At 71.3% G+C, this 17,301-nt stretch carries 16 protein-coding genes and 1 tRNA gene; 8 read left to right on the forward strand and 9 right to left on the reverse strand.

Going from position 1 to position 17,301, the window contains the following annotated elements:
* The first annotated feature begins 118 nt into the window (after positions 1–118).
* The gene (gene ppc, locus ACFY9V_RS20705) at positions 119–2,854 is read left to right on the forward strand and encodes a phosphoenolpyruvate carboxylase (RefSeq protein WP_355338007.1); all 2,736 of its coding nucleotides are present in this window, start codon (positions 119–121) and stop codon (positions 2,852–2,854) included.
* A 130-nt stretch (positions 2,855–2,984) separates the two neighbouring features.
* Here ppc and ACFY9V_RS20710 read toward each other — a convergent pair whose 3' ends face one another.
* Positions 2,985–3,587, reverse strand: a complete 603-nt coding sequence (locus ACFY9V_RS20710) for a TetR/AcrR family transcriptional regulator (protein WP_188282429.1) — start codon at positions 3,585–3,587, stop codon at positions 2,985–2,987.
* 148 nt (positions 3,588–3,735) lie between these two features.
* Positions 3,736–4,728, reverse strand: a complete 993-nt coding sequence (locus ACFY9V_RS20715; protein ID WP_391162313.1) for a fatty acid desaturase — start codon at positions 4,726–4,728, stop codon at positions 3,736–3,738.
* A gap of 222 nt (positions 4,729–4,950) precedes the next feature.
* On the opposite strand from ACFY9V_RS20715, the gene ACFY9V_RS20720 reads away from it, so the two are divergent.
* The 6 genes from ACFY9V_RS20720 (at position 4,951) to ACFY9V_RS20745 (ending at position 9,863) form a co-directional block, all read left to right on the forward strand.
* Positions 4,951–5,022: transfer RNA gene (locus ACFY9V_RS20720), tRNA-Gln, on the forward strand.
* 108 nt (positions 5,023–5,130) lie between these two features.
* Positions 5,131–6,588: a bifunctional UDP-N-acetylglucosamine diphosphorylase/glucosamine-1-phosphate N-acetyltransferase GlmU gene (glmU, locus tag ACFY9V_RS20725; protein WP_391051663.1), complete on the forward strand. Its 1,458-nt coding sequence runs from the start codon at positions 5,131–5,133 to the stop codon at positions 6,586–6,588.
* A 143-nt stretch (positions 6,589–6,731) separates the two neighbouring features.
* Positions 6,732–7,712 (forward strand): ribose-phosphate diphosphokinase, encoded by a 981-nt coding sequence (locus ACFY9V_RS20730; RefSeq protein ID WP_355337998.1) that lies wholly within the window; start codon positions 6,732–6,734, stop codon positions 7,710–7,712.
* Positions 7,713–7,932: 220 nt separating this feature from the next.
* A complete protein-coding gene (locus ACFY9V_RS20735; RefSeq protein ID WP_355337995.1) occupies positions 7,933–8,538 on the forward strand; it encodes a 50S ribosomal protein L25/general stress protein Ctc in 606 nt (201 codons plus the stop codon).
* Positions 8,539–8,669: 131 nt separating this feature from the next.
* Positions 8,670–9,263: an aminoacyl-tRNA hydrolase gene (gene pth / locus ACFY9V_RS20740; RefSeq protein ID WP_391162314.1), complete on the forward strand. Its 594-nt coding sequence runs from the start codon at positions 8,670–8,672 to the stop codon at positions 9,261–9,263.
* Positions 9,264–9,371: 108 nt separating this feature from the next.
* Entirely contained in the window at positions 9,372–9,863 is a 492-nt protein-coding gene (locus tag ACFY9V_RS20745) for a hypothetical protein (protein WP_391162558.1), read from the forward strand.
* A gap of 52 nt (positions 9,864–9,915) precedes the next feature.
* Here ACFY9V_RS20745 and ACFY9V_RS20750 read toward each other — a convergent pair whose 3' ends face one another.
* Complete coding sequence (locus ACFY9V_RS20750; protein ID WP_391162315.1) at positions 9,916–10,335, reverse strand: glyoxalase; 420 nt, start codon at positions 10,333–10,335, stop codon at positions 9,916–9,918.
* Complete coding sequence (locus ACFY9V_RS20755; protein ID WP_391162316.1) at positions 10,332–11,162, reverse strand: trans-aconitate 2-methyltransferase; 831 nt, start codon at positions 11,160–11,162, stop codon at positions 10,332–10,334. Before ACFY9V_RS20755 ends, ACFY9V_RS20750 begins: the two co-directional genes overlap by 4 nt.
* Before the next feature lie 166 nt (positions 11,163–11,328).
* On the opposite strand from ACFY9V_RS20755, the gene ACFY9V_RS20760 reads away from it, so the two are divergent.
* Positions 11,329–11,826: a MarR family transcriptional regulator gene (locus ACFY9V_RS20760; protein ID WP_355337983.1), complete on the forward strand. Its 498-nt coding sequence runs from the start codon at positions 11,329–11,331 to the stop codon at positions 11,824–11,826.
* On the opposite strand, the gene ACFY9V_RS20765 is transcribed toward ACFY9V_RS20760, so the two are convergent.
* From ACFY9V_RS20765 to ACFY9V_RS20785, 5 genes are all read right to left on the reverse strand, one after another.
* Entirely contained in the window at positions 11,785–12,567 is a 783-nt protein-coding gene (locus ACFY9V_RS20765) for a LuxR C-terminal-related transcriptional regulator (protein WP_188282377.1), read from the reverse strand. The two genes, ACFY9V_RS20760 and ACFY9V_RS20765, sit on opposite strands and share 42 nt — an antisense overlap.
* Before the next feature lie 439 nt (positions 12,568–13,006).
* Positions 13,007–14,155 (reverse strand): galactokinase, encoded by a 1,149-nt coding sequence (galK, locus tag ACFY9V_RS20770; protein ID WP_355337980.1) that lies wholly within the window; start codon positions 14,153–14,155, stop codon positions 13,007–13,009.
* On the reverse strand, positions 14,152–15,132 hold the full coding sequence (galE, locus tag ACFY9V_RS20775; protein ID WP_355338102.1) for a UDP-glucose 4-epimerase GalE: 981 nt from the start codon (positions 15,130–15,132) through the stop codon (positions 14,152–14,154). The genes galK and galE overlap by 4 nt, the downstream gene beginning before the upstream one ends.
* A gap of 68 nt (positions 15,133–15,200) precedes the next feature.
* On the reverse strand, positions 15,201–16,247 hold the full coding sequence (gene galT / locus ACFY9V_RS20780) for a galactose-1-phosphate uridylyltransferase (RefSeq protein ID WP_355337977.1): 1,047 nt from the start codon (positions 16,245–16,247) through the stop codon (positions 15,201–15,203).
* Between the two features lie 227 nt (positions 16,248–16,474).
* Positions 16,475–17,203, reverse strand: coding sequence for a LuxR C-terminal-related transcriptional regulator (locus ACFY9V_RS20785; protein WP_391162317.1), 729 nt, complete (start codon positions 17,201–17,203; stop codon positions 16,475–16,477).
* Between the last annotated feature and the right edge of the window lie 98 nt (positions 17,204–17,301).

Consider the following 17,301-nt stretch of genomic DNA (forward strand, 5'->3'; position numbering starts at 1 on the left):
GTCTCGCCGCGGAGGCGGCCACCTATCCTGGAGCGGTCGGACAGCGCGGTCCGCAGCCACGTCTTTCCCTACGCCTTGTATGCCGTCGTCCACTTCCACTGCACAAGGAGCCGCACCTGTGAGCAGCGCCGACACCGCCCCGGAGAGCAGTACCGCCCTGCGAGCCGACATCCGCCGCCTGGGAGAACTGCTCGGCGGCACGCTGGTGAGACAGGAAGGCCAGGAACTCCTCGATCTCGTCGAGCGGGTACGTGCCCTGACCCGCACCGACGGCGAGGCAGCCGCCACGCTTCTCGGCGACACCGACCTGGAGACCGCCGCCAAGCTGGTACGCGCCTTCTCCACCTACTTCCATCTGGCCAACGTCACCGAGCAGGTGCACCGCGGCCGGGACCTGCGCGAGCGCCGCGCGCAGGAGGGCGGCCTGCTCGCCCAGACCGCCGACCTGCTGAAGGACGGCGACCCCGAGCACGTACGCGAGACCGTACGGAATCTGAACGTGCGGCCGGTGTTCACCGCGCACCCCACCGAGGCCGCGCGGCGCAGTGTGCTGAACAAGCTGCGCAGGATCGCGGAGCTGCTGGACGACACCACCGGGCAGGGCACGGGCGACCGGCGCCGCGCGGACCTGCGGCTCGCGGAGAACATCGACCTGCTGTGGCAGACCGACGAGCTGCGGGTGGTGCGCCCTGAGCCCGCCGACGAGGCGCGCAACGCCATCTACTACCTGGACGAACTGCACGCGGGCGCGGTCGGCGACGTCCTGGAGGACCTGGCGGCCGAGCTGGAGCGGGTCGGCCTGCCGCTGCCCGCGGGGACCCGCCCGCTGACCTTCGGCACCTGGATCGGCGGCGACCGCGACGGCAACCCCAATGTGACCCCGCAGGTCACCTGGGACGTGCTGATCCTCCAGCACGAGCACGGCATCACCGACGCGCTCGACCTGGTGGACGTGCTGCGCGGCGCGCTGTCCAACTCGATCCGCAACTGCGGCGCGAGCACCGACCTGCTGGACTCGCTCGCCACGGACCTGGTGGCGCTGCCCGAGATCAGCCCGCGCTACAAGCGGCTGAACGCCGAGGAGCCGTACCGGCTGAAGGCGACCTGCATCCGGCAGAAGCTCGTCAACACCCGCGAGCGGCTGGCCGGCGGCACCCCGCACGTCCCCGGCCGCGACTACCTGGGCACCGGCGGTCTGCTGCACGACCTCCAGCTCATCCAGGACTCGCTGCGCGTCCACCGCGGCGGCCTGATCGCCGACGGCCGCCTGGACCGTACGATCCGGACCCTGTCCGCCTTCGGCCTCCAGCTCGCGACCATGGACGTGCGCGAGCACGCCGAGGCGCACCACCACGCGCTGGGGCAGCTCTTCGACCGGCTCGGCGAGGAGTCCTGGCGGTACGCGGACATGCCGCGCGACTACCGGCGCAAGCTGCTGGCCAAGGAGCTGCGCTCGCGCCGCCCGCTGGCGCCGACGCCCGCCCCGCTGGACGAGGCGGGCGCCAAGACGCTCGGGGTGTTCCACACCATCCGGGAGGCGTTCGAGCGGTTCGGTCCGGAGGTCGTGGAGTCGTACATCATCTCGATGTGCCTGGGCTCGGACGACGTCTTCGCGGCGGCGGTGCTGGCGCGCGAGGCCGGGCTGATCGACCTGCACGCCGGGATCGCCAAGATCGGCATCGTGCCGCTGCTGGAGACCACCGACGAGCTGAAGATCGCCGACCAGCTCCTGGACGAGATGCTGTCCGACCCGTCCTACCGGCGGCTGGTGTCGCTCCGCGGTGACGTGCAGGAGGTCATGCTCGGCTACAGCGACTCGTCGAAGTTCGGCGGCATCACCACCTCGCAGTGGGAGATCCACCGGGCGCAGCGGCGGCTGCGTGACGTCGCGCACCGGCACGGGGTGCGGCTGCGGCTGTTCCACGGCCGCGGCGGCACCGTCGGCCGCGGCGGCGGCCCCTCGCACACCGCGATCCTCGCCCAGCCCTGGGGCACCCTGGAGGGCGAGATCAAGGTGACCGAGCAGGGCGAGGTGATCTCGGACAAGTACCTGATCCCGTCGCTGGCCCGGGAGAACCTGGAACTGACGGTCGCCGCCACGCTCCAGGCGTCCGCGCTGCACACCGCGCCCCGGCAGTCCGACGAGGCGCTGTCGCGCTGGGACGCGGCGATGGACATCGTCTCCGAGGCGGCCCACGACGCGTACCGCAAGCTGGTCGAGGACCCGGACCTGCCGCCGTACTTCTTCGCCTCCACGCCCGTCGACCAGCTCGGCGAGCTGCACCTGGGGTCGCGCCCCTCGCGCCGCCCGGACTCCGGTGCGGGCCTGGACGGTCTGCGGGCCATCCCGTGGGTGTTCGGCTGGACGCAGTCCCGGCAGATCGTCCCCGGCTGGTTCGGGGTCGGCGCCGGGCTGAAGGCCGCCCGCGAGGCGGGGCTCGGCCCGGTGATAGACGAGGCGTTCGGACAGTGGCACTTCTTCCGCAACTTCCTGTCCAACGTCGAGATGACCCTGGCCAAGACCGATCTGCGGATCGCCCGGCACTACGTGGACACCCTGGTGCCCGACGAGCTCAAGCACGTCTTCGCCACGATCGAGGCGGAGCACGCGCTGACGGTCAGCGAGGTGCTGCGGATCACCGGGGAGTCCGAGCTGCTGGCGGGCAGCCCGCTGCTGGCGCAGACCTTCCACATCCGTGACCAGTACCTGGACCCGATCTCGTATCTCCAGGTGACGCTGCTGGCCCGGCAGCGGGCGGCGGCGGAGCGGGGCGAGAGCCCCGACCCGCTGCTGTCGCGCGCGCTGCTGCTGACGGTGAACGGTGTGGCGGCGGGGCTGCGCAACACCGGCTGACCGATAGGAGAAAGGCGCCCGGCGGACCGATCATCGGTCCGCCGGGCGCCTTCTTCTGTACGCCTGTACGTCTGTATGCCTGTACATCTGTATGCCTGTGCGCCTATGCGCCTGTACGTCGTCGGCCGCCTCAGTTCTTGCGGTGGCCGATCAGCCGCGGCTTGGGCTCTATGCCCGCCAGGCCGTTCCAGGAGAGGTTCACCAGGTGGGCGACGACCTCGGCCTTCTTCGGCTTCTGCGCGTCCAGCCACCACTGGCCGGTGAGTGCCACCATGCCGACCAGCGCCTGCGCGTACATCGGGGCGAGTTTGGGGTCGAAGCCGCGCCGCTTGAACTCGTGGCCGAGGATGTCCTCGACCTGGGTGGCGATGTCGCTGATCAGCGAGGCGAAGGTGCCGGTGGACTGGGCGACGGGTGAATCGCGCACCAGGATGCGGAAACCGTCGGTGTACTGCTCGATGTAGTCCAGCAGCGCGAAGGCGGCCTGTTCCAGCAGCTCCCTGGGGTGGCCGCCGGTGAGGGCGCCGGTCACCATGTCGAGCAACCGACGCATCTCACGGTCGACGACGACGGCGTAGAGCCCTTCCTTGCCGCCGAAGTGCTCGTACACCACCGGCTTGGAGACGCCCGCCTTGTGGGCGATCTCCTCGACCGAGGTGCCCTCGAAGCCGCGTTCGGCGAAGAGCGTGCGGCCGATGTCCAGAAGCTGCTCGCGCCGTTCCTTGCCGGTCATACGGACCCGGCGGGCGCGCCGGGCGGTGGGTCCCGCCACGCCTGAGGCCGTGGCCGGACGTGAGCCCGACTTCGCACCCGAATCCGTACCCGAGGCCCTGCCGCTTCCGCCGTCGCCGTTCGATCCGCTGCCGTCGCTCACGCGTCAATCATGCCGCTTCACTGATGTTTTCCTTACGGCGGGCCGCGATACGGTCCGCGCTCGGCCAGCGGACGTCGGTGGCCCAGCCGAACTGTTCGCACCAGCGGATGATCCGGGCGCTGGAGTCGACCTGGCCGCGCAGCACACCGTGCCGGGCGGAGGTGGGGTCGGCGTGGTGCAGATTGTGCCAGGACTCGCCGCAGGACAGCACCGCCAGCCACCACACGTTGCCGGAGCGGTCACGGGACTTGAAGGGGCGCTTGCCGACCGCGTGGCAGATCGAGTTGATCGACCAGGTGACGTGGTGCAGCAGCGCCACCCGAACGAGCGATCCCCAGAAGAACGCGGTGAACGCGCCGTACCACGACATGGTGACGAGGCCGCCGACCACCGGCGGGATGGCCAGCGAGATCACGGTCCACAGCCAGAAGTCGCGCGAGATGCGGCGGATCGCGGAGTCCTTGATCAGGTCGGGCGCGTACTTCGCCTGCGAGGTCTGCTCCTCGTCGAACAGCCACCCCATGTGGGCCCACCACAGGCCCTTCATCAGCGCGGGCAGCGTCTCGCCGTACCGCCACGGGCTGTGCGGGTCGCCCTCGGCGTCGCTGAACTTGTGGTGCCTGCGGTGGTCGGCCACCCAGCGCACGATCGGGCCCTCGACGGCCATCGATCCGGCGATGGCGAGCGCGATCTTCAGGGGGCGGTTGGCCTTGAACGAACCGTGGGTGAAGTGCCGGTGGAAGCCGATGGTGATGCCGTGGCAGCCGAGGAAGTACATGCCGATCATGAGGCCGAGATCCAGCCAGCTCATGCCGCGGCCCCAGGCGAGCGGGATGGCCGCCACCAGCGCCACGAAGGGGATGCTGATGAACAGCAGCAGCGCGATCTGCTCGATCGACCGCTTGCTCTCACCACCGCGGGTGGCGCTGTTCAGCGCGTCTTCCTGTCCCGAGGGCCCGGGTTCCCGGGACTCGGGCCTCACGTCCGTGTGCGTGGTCATGTCTGTCCCTTGGGGATCTGAGGGGGCTGGTTTCAGCCGGTCAAGCCCGTAACTTACGCCGCCGTAAGTATTGCAGCGGCCGACGACGAGCGACAGAACCACTTCATGCGGCCCGTCGTGCGATCTCTACCCCGGATCTACGTCGCGTCCACCCCGGCTCGTACGGCATGATGGTGAAGTCCAGCCCGCCCGGCTCGCCAACGGGTCGAAAGCGCGGCTTGATCCGCCGTGGTGTAATTGGCAGCACTGGGGCTTTTGGTGCCTTATGTCCGGGTTCGAGTCCTGGCGGCGGAGCACCTCACCGGGGCCCCGGCCGGTCCGGCCGGGGCCGCCCGGCGTCCATCCGGGAACCCGTCGGTATCCTGCGGATGTCCAGCACCCGAAGCCGAGGAGTCTCCTCACGTGAGCCCGAACCGTCCGGCTGCCGTCGTCGTCCTCGCCGCGGGTGAGGGCACCCGCATGAAGTCGGCCACCCCGAAGGTCCTCCACCCCATCTGCGGCCGTTCCCTCGTCGGCCATGTGGTCGCCGCCTCCCGCGAACTGGCGCCGCAGCACCTCGTGGTGGTCGTGGGCCACGCCCGCGAGCGGGTCACCGAGCACCTCAACGGCATCGACCCGCAGGCGCTCACCGCCGTGCAGCACGAACAGAACGGGACCGGGCACGCGGTCAGGATCGGCCTGGACGCGCTGTCCGCGCAGGGCGTCGTCCTGGACGGCACCGTGGTGGTCACCTACGGCGACACCCCGCTGCTCACCGCCGAGACCCTGCACACCCTGGTCGGCGCGCACGAGGGCGACGGCAACGCCGTGACGGTCCTCACCGCGAAGGTGCCCGACCCCACCGGCTACGGCCGGATCATCCGCTCCTCCGACGACCGGGTCACCGCGATCGTCGAGCAGAAGGACGCCGGACCGGCCCAACTGGCGATCGCCGAGATCAACTCCGGGGTCTACGCCTTCGACGCGGCCCTGCTCGCCGACGCGCTCGGCAAGATCACCACGGACAACTCGCAGGGCGAGGAATATCTGACCGACACCCTCGGCATCCTGCGCGAGGCCGGCCACCGCGTCGGCGCGTACGTCGCCCCCGACCACCGCGAGATCGCCGGGGTGAACAACCGGGTGCAGCTCGCCGAGGCCCGCCGGGTGCTCAACGACCGGCTGCTCCACCGCGCCATGCTGGACGGCGCCACGGTCGTCGACCCCGCCTCCACCTGGGTCGACGTCGACGTCCGCTTCGAGCAGGACTGCCTGGTGCACCCCAACACCCAACTCCTGGGCGCCACCAGCGTTGGCGCGGGCGCCGAGGTCGGCCCCAACTGCACGCTCACCGACACCGCGGTCGGCCCCGGCGCGCGGGTGTCCAACACCGTCGCCGACCAGGCCGAGATCGGCGAGCAGGCGACCGTCGGCCCGTACGCGTATCTGCGCCCCGGCGCCAAGCTCGGCCCGAAGGCCAAGGCGGGCACGTACGTGGAGATGAAGAACGCCTCGATCGGCGAGGGCACCAAGGTGCCGCACCTCAGCTATGTGGGGGACGCCACGATCGGCGAGTACACCAACATCGGCGCCGCCAGCGTCTTCGTGAACTACGACGGCGAGGCCAAGCACCACACCACCATCGGCAGCTACTGCAAGACCGGCTCCGACAACATGTTCGTGGCGCCGATCACCGTCGGGGACGGCGCGTACACCGCCGCCGGATCGGTGATCACCAAGGACGTTCCCGCGGGGTCGCTGGCCGTCGCCCGCGGTCAGCAGCGCAACATCGAGGGCTGGGTGGCGCGCAAGCGTCCCGGCAGCGCCGCCGCCGAGGCCGCCGAACGCGCACAACGAGGAGACACGCCGCAGGGCGAGTGAGGGACGTCTCATCCGGGCCTCTTGAGGTGCACAGATGCGCCGGTTGGGGCGTACCGTGTGGCTTGCACACAATTCCGCCAGCACGCCTAACCGAAGGCGACGCTGTGCCGAACACCAGTCGAAAACTCCAAGGAGACGGTGCAGTGACCGGGATCAAGACGACCGGTGAGAAGAAGCTGATGCTCTTCTCCGGCCGCGCCCACCCCGATCTGGCGGAGGCGGTGGCACACAGTCTCGGAGTCGGCCTGGTGCCGACCAAGGCTTTCGACTTCGCCAACGGCGAGATCTATGTGCGGTTCCAGGAGTCGGCCCGCGGCGCGGACTGCTTCCTCATCCAGAGCCACACCGCTCCCATCAACAAGTGGATCATGGAGCAGCTCATCATGCTCGATGCTCTCAAGCGGGCCTCCGCCCGGAGCATCACCGTGATCGTGCCCTTCTACGGCTACGCCCGGCAGGACAAGAAGCACCGCGGCCGTGAGCCGATCTCGGCCCGGCTGATGGCGGACCTGTTCAAGACCGCGGGCGCCGACCGCATCCTCACGGTCGACCTGCACACCGACCAGATCCAGGGCTTCTTCGACGGCCCGGTCGATCATCTCTTCGCCCTGCCGGTGCTCGCGGACTACGTGGGCGCCAAGGTCGACCGCGCCAAGCTCACGGTGGTCTCCCCGGACGCCGGCCGGGTACGGGTCGCCGACCGCTGGTGCGACCGGCTCGGCGCGCCACTGGCCATCGTCCACAAGCGCCGTGACCCCGACGTCGCCAACCAGGTGAAGGTCCACGAAGTCGTCGGTGACGTCAAGGGCCGGGTCTGCGTCCTGGTCGACGACATGATCGACACCGGCGGTACGATCTGCGCCGCCGCCGACGCGCTGTTCGCCAACGGCGCCGAGGACGTCATCGTGACCGCCACCCACGGTGTGCTCTCCGGGCCCGCCGCGGACCGGCTGAAGAACTCCCGGGTGAGCGAGTTCATCCTCACCGACACCCTGCCGACCCCGCGCGAGCTGAACCTCGACAAGATCACCGTGCTGTCCATGGCGCCGACCATCGCCAACGCGGTGCGCGAGGTGTTCGAGGACGGCTCGGTCACCAGCCTGTTCGAGGACTCCGAGCACTGAGCTAGATCGATTTCTCCCGGGGCCTCCCCGCCGGTTACGCTGTCCGCGTTGCTCGGCGAGGGAGGCCCCGGTTTTTCCGGCGGACCTCCGTTATCGGCGCGCTCCTCGTAACGGTCTCCGCGCAAGCGGGGGTGAGTCGTGGAACGGCCCGTCGTGGGTCGGGCGACCGTATGACCCCCCTTTCGCGTACCGAGTTTTCCGTATCGAGGAGTTGAGCATCATGGCCGAGGTCAAGATCGCCGCAGAGCCGCGCACCGAGTTCGGCAAGGGCGCCGCCCGCCGCGTGCGCCGCGCCCACCAGGTCCCCGCCGTCATCTACGGTCACGGCGCCGACCCGCAGCATGTCACCGTCCCCGGCCACGAGCTGCTGCTCGCGCTCCGCACCGCGAACGTGCTGATCTCCCTCCAGCTCGACGGCAAGACCGCGCTGGTCATCCCCAAGGCGGTCCAGCGCGACCCGCTGCGCGGCACCATCGAGCACGTCGACCTGCTGTCCGTGAAGAGCGGCGAGAAGGTCACCGTCGAGATCCCGGTGCAGACCGAGGGCGAGCTGGCCGTCGGCGGCAACCTGCTGGAGCACGTGCTCAACACGCTGCCCGTCGAGGCCGAGGCGACCCACATCCCGACCGCGGTCACCGTCTCCATCGAGGGCCTGGAGGCCGGCGCCTCCATCCTCGCCAAGGACATCACCCTGCCCAAGGGCTCCACCCTGGCGATCGACGAGGACGCGGTCGTCATCCAGGTCGTCTCGGCCCAGGCCGAGGCCGCCGACGAGGCGGGCGACGAGGCCGCCGAGGGCACCGAGGACGCCGCCGCCGAGGCGTAGTCCCCCGCGCTCCCCCGGTCCTCGCGTGCTGACGTGCTCGCGTGTGACCCCGGCCGCCGCCGCACCCTCACGGAGTGCGGCGGCGGCCGTTTTCCCGGTACGAAGTCGGCGACACGGAGTCGGAGACGTGGATGAGTGACACCTCAGGGCCCTGGCTGGTCGCGGGCCTCGGCAATCCGGGCCCCGAGTACGCGGGGAACCGGCACAACATCGGCTTCATGGTGGCCGATCTGCTCGCCCAGCGGGTCGGCGGCAAGTTCAAGCGCGCGCAGAAGGCGCAGGCCGTGGTCGTGGAGGGCCGGATCGGCCCGGCCGGTCCCGCGAACCAGCGGGTGGTGCTGGCGAAGCCCCAGTCGTACATGAATCTGTCCGGTGGCCCGGTGACCGCGCTGCGCGACTTCTACAAGGTGCCGACCGAGCGGATCATCGCCGTCCACGACGAGCTGGACATCGACTTCGGCACGCTGCGGCTCAAGCTGGGCGGCGGCGACAACGGCCACAACGGCCTCAAGTCGATGACCAAGTCGATGGGCCCCGACTATCTGCGGGTGCGCGCGGGGATCGGCCGTCCGCCGGGCCGGATGGACGTGGCGGCCTTTGTGCTCAAGGACTTCTCGTCCACCGAGCGCAAGGAGCTGGACTGGTTCGTGGACCGGGCGGCGGACGCGGTCGAGGCGCTGATCACCGAGGGCCTGGAGCGCGCGCAGAGCACGTACAACACCTGACGGGACGCGCGACCGGTCAACCGCTAGACACGGCGCTCACCCTTGTCGAGGGCGGGCGCGTACCGAGGTTGACCGGACGGCATGCGATGGCCAAAGATCGCCCGCATGGTGAAACGCAGCCGTTCCCGCCGGATGGCCGAGGGCACCTGGGGGCTGGTCCTGCTGGCCCGGGTGGTGGGCGGGTGGGCGCTGGTGCTGCTGCTCCTGGCGTCCGGCGCCTGGGACTCGTGGAAGACCGCGCAATACGTGGTGCTCACCAAGGGGCACGAGCACGGCACGATGACGCTGACGAACTGCGGCGACTCCACCTGCACCGGACCCTTCGCGCCGAAGGGGTCGGCCGTCGCCCGCCCGAAGGTGGTCATCAGCCTGCCGGTCACACACCATGTCGGCGACCGTGTGCCGGTCGTGGTGAAGCCCGGGACGAACACGGTCGTACGGTCCGACTGGGGCGGCCTGTTCTTCTCCTGGGTGCCGCTGGCCGGAGCCCTGCTGCTGGCCGCGGTCGTGGCCGGCGGGGCGCTGCGGATGCGGCGCACGGCGTGGACGCTGGCGGCGCTAGGGGCGGCGCTTATCGGTGCGGCCTTCTTGCTGCTGTAGGACGCGTGGGGGGCGTCGGGCACGCTCACCCGCCGCCCCCCACGCGCGACCGTCAGGCTCTCATCGCCGTCGGCTCCAGGAACTCCAGCCGGTTGCCGACCGGGTCCTCGGAGTAGAAGCGGGAGTGGCCCGGCAGGTCGTCGTCCCAGACGACCTTGGCGCCGCGCGCCTGGAGCTCCTTGCCGAAGGCGTGGATCCCGGTGACGCGGATGCCCGGGTGGGCCTTGCGGGCGGGCCTGAAGTCCTCCTCGATCCCTAAGTGCAGCACCGCGTCCCCCGCCGCGAACCAGCAGCCGCCGCGCGCCGCGAGCACCGGCGGCTTGGTCAGCTCGGCCATCCCCAGCACCCCGACGTAGTACGCGCGCAGCGCCTCCTCGCTGCCCGGCGGCGCGGCGAGCTGGACGTGGTCGACCCCCGCGATCCCGAAGCCGTCGGCGCCCCCCGCCGTCCCCCCTGCCGCTCCCCGCGTCACGCCGCCGCCTCCTGCCCCTGTTTGCGCGCGACGGTGAAGATCCGCCGGAAGGGGAAGACCGTCCCGTGCGGGCCCGGCGGGTACGCCTTGCGCAGCAGGTCGCGGTACTGGCCGACGAATTCCGTCACCGCCCCCCGGTCGCCGTCCAGCGCGGTCAGCACCGGCCGCAGCGCGGTGCCCTTGGTCCACTCCAGCACCGGGTCCTCGCCCTGGAGCAACTGCACATACGTCGACTCCCACACATCGGCCGCGCAGCCCAGTTCGGTCAGCCGCTCCAGATAGTCGGCCGGGCTGAGGATGTGGACGTAGCGGCGGCCGTGTCCGTCGAGCCGGTCGCGCCACCGCGGGGTGTCGCACAGCTCGCCCAGCAGCGCGTGGCTGGGCGCGGTGAAGTTGCCCGGCACCTGGAAGGCCAGGGTGCCGCCGGGCGTGATGTGGTCGAGCCAGCCGGGGAAGCGGTCGGCGTGGCCGGGCACCCACTGGAGCGCGGCGTTGGAGACGATCAGGTCGAAGGACTCCTCGGGCACCCAGTGCGCCGCGTCGGCCTGCCGGAAGTCCAGCTCACCGCCGCCCGCCGTGGGTCCCGCGTACCGCGCCGCCGCGTCCAGCATCTCGCGGGAGCTGTCGAAGCCGGTGATCCGGGCTCCGGGCCAGCGGTCGGCGAGCAGCGCGGTGACATTGCCCGGACCGCACCCGATGTCGGCGATCCGGGGCGCGTCGCCGCCCGGCAGGTCCTGGATACGGGTGAGGAGGTCGAGGAAAGGGCGGGTGCGGTGGGTGGAGTGCCGGAGATACTGTTGCGGGTCCCACGTTGGCGCTGCGTGCATCGTCGTACTCCCTGGCTTTTCATAGCCGGCTGCGCACAGCCGCTACCGAAACGGAGGGCGAGGTTCTGCCCTCTGGTCGGTGTCCAGGCTCCTCCGACATATCTCTTGAAGTCAAGAGGCTTCATATCAAGAGACTTCATATCGACAGACCTACTACACTGAGCGCATGGAGGACGAGGTCGACCGGCTGGTCGCTGCATGGCGCCGAGAGCGCCCCGACCTCGACGTGGAGCCGCTGGAGGTGCTCAGCCGGGTCAGCAGACTCGCCCGGCACCTCGACCGCGCGCGGCGGCTGGCCTTCGCCGAGCACAGTCTCGAACCGTGGGAGTTCGACGTGCTCACCTCGCTGCGCCGCGCCGGACCGCCGTACCAGCTCTCGCCGGGCCAGCTCCTGACCCAGACGCTGGTCACCTCCGGCACGATGACCAACCGGATCGACCGGCTCGCCCAGCGCGGGCTCGTCGAGCGGCTGCCCGACCCCAGCGACCGGCGCGGCGTGCTCGTCCGGCTCACCGTGGAGGGCCAGGAGCGCGCGGACCAGTCGCTGGCCGGACTGCTCGCGCAGGAACGCGCGATCCTGGGCGAGCTGTCCGCCCGGCAGCGCGGTGAACTGGCCGGGCTGCTACGACAGTTGACCGCGCCTTTCGACAACGTCCCCGGCTGACGGCACCAGCTCCACCGGCCCCACGCCCGCCCTGCGGGCCAGCGCGACCGCCGCCAGCGTCGAGTGCACGCCGAGCTTGCCCAGCACATTCTGCATATGGGTGCGGACGGTGTGCGGCGACAGGAACAGCCGCTCGGCGACGGCTTTGCGGCCCAGGCCCGCGACCATGCAGCGCAGCACCTCCTGCTCGCGCGGCGTCAGCGACTCCACCAGCCGTTCGCTCTCGGTGCGGTGCCTGCGGGCGGCCGTCAGCTCGCGCAGCACCCCGGTCAGCAGGGCGGGCGGCAGATGCGTCTCGTCGCGCAGCACGCCGCGTACGACCGCGAGCAGCCGTGACAGCGAGCAGTCCTTGGCGACCCACCCCGACGCCCCGGCCTGGAGCGCGCGGGCCGCCCTGCGGGCGTCGTCCCGCTCGGCCAGCACGACGGTACGGGTCCCCGGATACTCGGCCCTGACCCGTTCCACCAGCGCCAGGCCGTCCAGGACCGGTTCCTGCTCGACCGGGATGCGCGGCACCGCCGCGAGCGTCACCGGCGGTCGCGGACCGTCCCCCAGATCGGCGTCCACCAGCAGGACGTCGTAGCGCCGGTTGTCGGCCGCCGCGCGGTCCAGGCAGCGCTGAGCGGCCGGGCCGCTCCCCGCGGCCGAGACGTCGACGTCGGGTTCCGCCGCGAGCGCGGCGGCAAGCGACTCGGCGAAGATGCGATGATCATCGACGACGAGAACGCGGATTCGTCCCACGGGTACCACTCCCGGTGTTGGGCACTCCCCCAGTGGCGGGGCGGCATTCGCGCGGGATCCGGCACCCGGATCGGGACCGCCGCCCCTCCCCGGGTGCCGAACCCCTTGCGTCTCGCCCCCTGATGCACGCCGGCCCCCACCGGCGCTGTCTCAAAAGCGTAGGGCGTCGCGCCCCCGTTAACACCGTCTTGACGGAAGTTCTCCGTCGCGGAATTCCGGATTCCCTCGTCTTGTGGTACCGGAGTGACCACGGTGACGGGAGCGGCCCCGCACGCGCCGAACGGGCCGGTCCGCGCGTGCCGAGCTTCACACGGACCGACCCGTCCGACAGCGGGGAACGGGAGCGGGGAACGGGATTTGAGCACGGGGTGGGAGAACGGGGTCTGGAAACCGGGTCTGGGAACCGGGTATGGGAACCGGGTTTGAGATCCGGGCCCCGCTAAACCAGCCGGTGCGCTCCGGGGCCCGCCGTCGTCGGGAAGAGCCGGGCCGCCGGGAGGGCGGCCTGGATGGTCGCGGACAGCGCCGGGATGTCGGCGGCCTCCGCCAGGACGATGGCGGAGCCGCCGAAGCCGCCGCCGGTCATACGGGCGCCCAGGGCGCCGTTGGCGAGCGCGGTGTCGACCACGAGGTCGAGTTCCGCGCACGAGATCCGGAAGTCGTCGCGGAGCGAGACGTGCCCCGCGGTCAGGACAGGCCCGATCTCGCGGGTGCGCCCGGCGTCCAGAAGCGCGATGACCTCCTCGACGCGCCGGTTCTCGGTCACCACGTGCCGGGTGAGCCGCCGCAGCCGCTCGTCGGGGAGGGCGGCCAGCGCGGCGTCGAGCCCGTCGTAGGGGACGTCGCGCAGGGCGGGGACGCCGAGGGCCGCGGCGGCGGCCTCGCAGCCCGCGCGCAGTTCGCCGTACGCCCCGTCGGCGTGCGCGTGCTTGACGCGGGTGTCGACCACCAGCAGTTGCAGCCCCTGCGCGGCCAGGTCGAACGGCACCTGGCGCTGCGTGAGCCCGCGCACGTCGAGGTGGAGCGCGTGCCCCTGCGTACAGCAGGCGGACGCGGTCTGGTCCATGACGCCGACGGGCGCGCCGACGTAGGTGTTCTCCGAGGACTGGCAGAGCAGGGCCAACTCCTGGCGGGGCAGGTCCAAGCCGTGCAGTTCGGTGAGGGCCAGGGCGGTGACGACCTGGAGGGCGGCGGAGGACGAGAGCCCGCCGCCGACCGGCACATTGCTGTCGTAGTGGATGTCGGCGCCGCCGATGGCGTGGCCCGCCTGCCGCAGCGTCCACAGGACGGCCGCGGGGTAGACGGCCCAGCCGCCGGTCGTACCGGGAGCCAGTTCGTCGACGCGCAGTTCGACGACGCCGCCGTCCATGTCGGCGGAGTGCACGCGCAGCAGCCCGTCGTCGCGGCGGGCGACGGCCGCCCGGGTGCGGTGCGGGAGCGCGAACGGCATGACGTAGCCGTCGTTGTAGTCGGTGTGCTCGCCGATCAGATTGACCCGGCCGGGCGCCGCCCATATGCCCTCGGGCGCGCGCCCGAAGATGTTCTTGAACGCGATCTCGAACGCGGCTTCCGTCGTGGCTTCCGTCATCGTCCGTCCTCCCCCTGCGTCGGCGAGTGGTCCTGCGACAGCGACCGGGTGAAATTCCATGCGTCGCGGATGATCTCCGCGAGGTCGGTGCGGCTGGGCTGCCAGCCGAGCCGCTGCCTGGCGCGCTCCGCGGAGGCGACCAGTACGGCGGGGTCGCCCGCACGGCGCGGCTCGTCGGTGGCCGGGATGGGGTGGCCGGTGACCTGGCGGGCGGTCTCGATGACCTCGCGGACCGAGAAGCCGTTGCCGTTGCCGAGGTTGCAGATCAGGTGCTCGCCCGCGGGCGCCTTGTCGAGCGCCAGCAGATGCGCCTCGGCCAGGTCCGCGACGTGGATGTAGTCGCGCAGGCAGGTGCCGTCCGGCGTCGGGTAGTCGTCACCGAAGACCGAGACCGCGCGGCGGCGGCCCTGCGCGACCTGGAGGACCAGCGGGATCAGGTGCGACTCGGGGTCGTGCCGCTCGCCGTGGCCGCCGTACGCGCCCGCGACGTTGAAGTACCGCAGGGAGACGGCGGACAGGCCGTGTGCCGCGCACTCGCTGGTGATCATGTGGTCGACGGCGAGCTTCGTCGCGCCGTACGGGTTGGTGGGCGCGGTCGCCGCGTCCTCGGTGATGGGGATGGCGGTGGGCTCGCCGTAGGTGGCGGCGGTGGAGGAGAAGACGAGGGTGCGTACGCCGGAGTCCCGCATGGCGGCGAGCAGTTCGAGGGTGCCGCCGACGTTGTTGCGCCAGTACTTCTCGGGTACGGCGACGGATTCGCCGACCTGCGAGGAGGCGGCGAAGTGCAGCACCGCGTCATAGGTGCTGTCGAGCACCTTGTCCGCGTCCTGGACGCGGCCCTCGACGAAGTCGGCGCCCTTGGGCACGCCCGCGAGGAAGCCGGTCGACAGGTCGTCCAGCACCGTCACCCGGTGCCCGGCCTCCAGCAGATGGGCGGCGACGACCCCGCCGACGTATCCGGCGCCGCCGGTGACCAGGACCTTCTTGGGCCGGGCGGCCGTCTCCCGCTGGGCGGTCGTCGACTCGGTGCCCGCTCGCTCGGTGCTCACTGACTCGCTACCTCTCGCAGTCGCAACGCCGCGGACTCCGGCGGCACATCGTTGATGAAAGCGCCCATTCCGGACTCGGAGCCCGCGAGGAACTTCAGCTTGCCCGATGTGCGCCGGATAGTGAAAAGCTCCAGATGGAGCGCGAAATCGCGGCGGTCCGGCGCGTTGAACGGCGCCTGGTGCCAGCCGGAGATGTACGGGGTACGCGGCTGGCCCTCGCCGAAGATCCGGTCGAAGCGGCGCAGCAGCTCCAGATAGACCCGCGGGAACTCGGCGCGCGCGTCCTCGTCGAGGCCGAGCAGGTCGGGCACCCGGCGGTGGGGATACAGGTGCACTTCGTACGGCCAGTGCGCGGCGTACGGCACGAAGGCGGTCCAGTGTTCACCCGTGAGGACGATTCGGCGGCCGTCCGCGCGCTCGTCGGCGAGGACGTCGTCGAAGAGGTTGCGCCCGCCGGTGCGCTCGCGGTGCTCGGCGAGCGAGCGCAGCATCAGGGCGGTGCGCGGTGTGACGAACGGATAGGCGTAGATCTGGCCGTGCGGGTGGCCGAGGGTGACGCCGATCTCCGCGCCGCGGTTCTCGAACGGGAAGACCTGCTCCACGCCGGGCTGCTGGCCCAGGTCGCGGGTGCGGTCGGTCCAGGCGTCCAGCACCAGGCGGGCGGAGGCGGGGCTCAGGTCGGCGAAGGACGCGTCGTGGTCGGGGGTGAAGCAGACCACCTCGCAGCGGCCCGCGTCACCGGCCAGCGAGGGGAAGCGGTTCTCGAAGACGACCACCTCGTAGTCGCTGTCCGGGATCTCGCTCAGCCGACCCTCGCGCGAGGGGCACAGCGGGCACTCGTCGGCGGGCGGGTGGTACGTACGGCCCTGCCGGTGCGAGGCGACGGCGACGGTGTCGCCCAGCAGCCGGTCGGCGCGCAGCTCGGACTCGGTGGCGACGGGCTCCAGCGGACGGCGGTCCACGGCGTCGCGCACGACGTCGTCCCTGGAGTCGTAATAGATCAGCTCACGGCCGTCGGCGAGCCGGGTCGTCGTCTTCTTCACCCTTGAGGCCCCTCATCACAAGCACTCAACATAATCAAACACAAGGAACCACAAAATAACAGCCCGGTCAATGGGGACTCCGGGAAGATGCTTGAAACAGGTTGATTGTGGTGGTAAGTGTCCGCGCACGCGAGAGCGGGGCGGCACCTCCTGTCCGGAGGTGCCGCCCCGCGTGCGGAAGACGTGCGGAAAACGTGTGGGAAAAGGGGGGTGCTGGGGTCTGTGCGTCAGCCCGCCGCGCCGGGACCGGCCGCGGAGGACTGCGGGAACGGCGCGGACGCCGGGGCGCCTTCGGCCGCCGCGCGGTCCAGCAGGCCGGTACGGGCGGCCAGGGCGGCCGCCTCCAGCCGGGAGCCGACCCCCAGCTTCATCAGGACGCGCTGCACATGCGTCCGCGCGGTGCTCGGCGCGATCCGCATGCCCGCCGCGATCAGCCGGGTGTCCTCACCCTCCGCGACCCGCACCAGGACCTCGATCTCGCGCGGTGTCAGCATCTCCAGCAGCCGCGCGCCCTCGTCGTCCGGCTGCCGCGCGGGGTTGAGCAGTTCCGCGAAGGCGCCCTGGAGGAGCGTCTGCGCCACCGCGACCTCCCCGGCCCGCGCCTTGGCCATCGCGCGCTCCACGCCCTCGATGCGCTCGTCGTGGCGTACGTAACCGGAGGCGCCGGCCGCGAAGGCCGCCGCGATGCCGCGCGGGTCGGGCACCGGTCCGAGGACGACCACGGCGACCGCCGGGCGCTCCCGCTTGATCCTGGCCACCGCGTCGAAGGCGCCCGGCTCGGCCGGTGCGGCCGTGCCGTACAGGCACACCTCGGGAGACCTGCTCAGTACCAGTTCCGCCGCGCCCGCCGCGGGCGCCGCCGCCGCGAGCACCCGGTGCCCGCGCAGCTTCAGTGCCGAGGCCAGCGCCTCGGCGAGCAGGCGGTGGTCGTCAACGACCACGAGCCGTACGCCCATGTCGGGTATCCCCTATCCCCCCGGGGTCCGGACCAATGCCGACCCCGACCCCTACGCATACCGCCCTAGGCGGCGAAGCTACACGCATCCACCACCGG

The organism is Streptomyces sp. NPDC008317 (assembly GCF_042955955.1).
Lineage (GTDB): Bacteria > Actinomycetota > Actinomycetes > Streptomycetales > Streptomycetaceae > Actinacidiphila.

What these genes read in the sequence shown, in the direction of transcription:
- ACFY9V_RS20715 (WP_391162313.1), bottom strand. Translation starts at nt 4,728, where the DNA reads ATGACCACGCACACGGACGTGAGGCCCGAGTCCCGGGAACCCGGGCCC.
- ACFY9V_RS20755 (WP_391162316.1), bottom strand. Translation starts at nt 11,162, where the DNA reads ATGCACGCAGCGCCAACGTGGGACCCGCAACAGTATCTCCGGCACTCC.
- pth (WP_391162314.1), top strand. Translation starts at nt 8,670, where the DNA reads ATGAGTGACACCTCAGGGCCCTGGCTGGTCGCGGGCCTCGGCAATCCG.
- ACFY9V_RS20760 (WP_355337983.1), top strand. Translation starts at nt 11,329, where the DNA reads ATGGAGGACGAGGTCGACCGGCTGGTCGCTGCATGGCGCCGAGAGCGC.
- ACFY9V_RS20735 (WP_355337995.1), top strand. Translation starts at nt 7,933, where the DNA reads ATGGCCGAGGTCAAGATCGCCGCAGAGCCGCGCACCGAGTTCGGCAAG.
- ACFY9V_RS20785 (WP_391162317.1), bottom strand. Translation starts at nt 17,203, where the DNA reads ATGGGCGTACGGCTCGTGGTCGTTGACGACCACCGCCTGCTCGCCGAG.
- galK (WP_355337980.1), bottom strand. Translation starts at nt 14,155, where the DNA reads ATGACGGAAGCCACGACGGAAGCCGCGTTCGAGATCGCGTTCAAGAAC.
- ACFY9V_RS20710 (WP_188282429.1), bottom strand. Translation starts at nt 3,587, where the DNA reads ATGACCGGCAAGGAACGGCGCGAGCAGCTTCTGGACATCGGCCGCACG.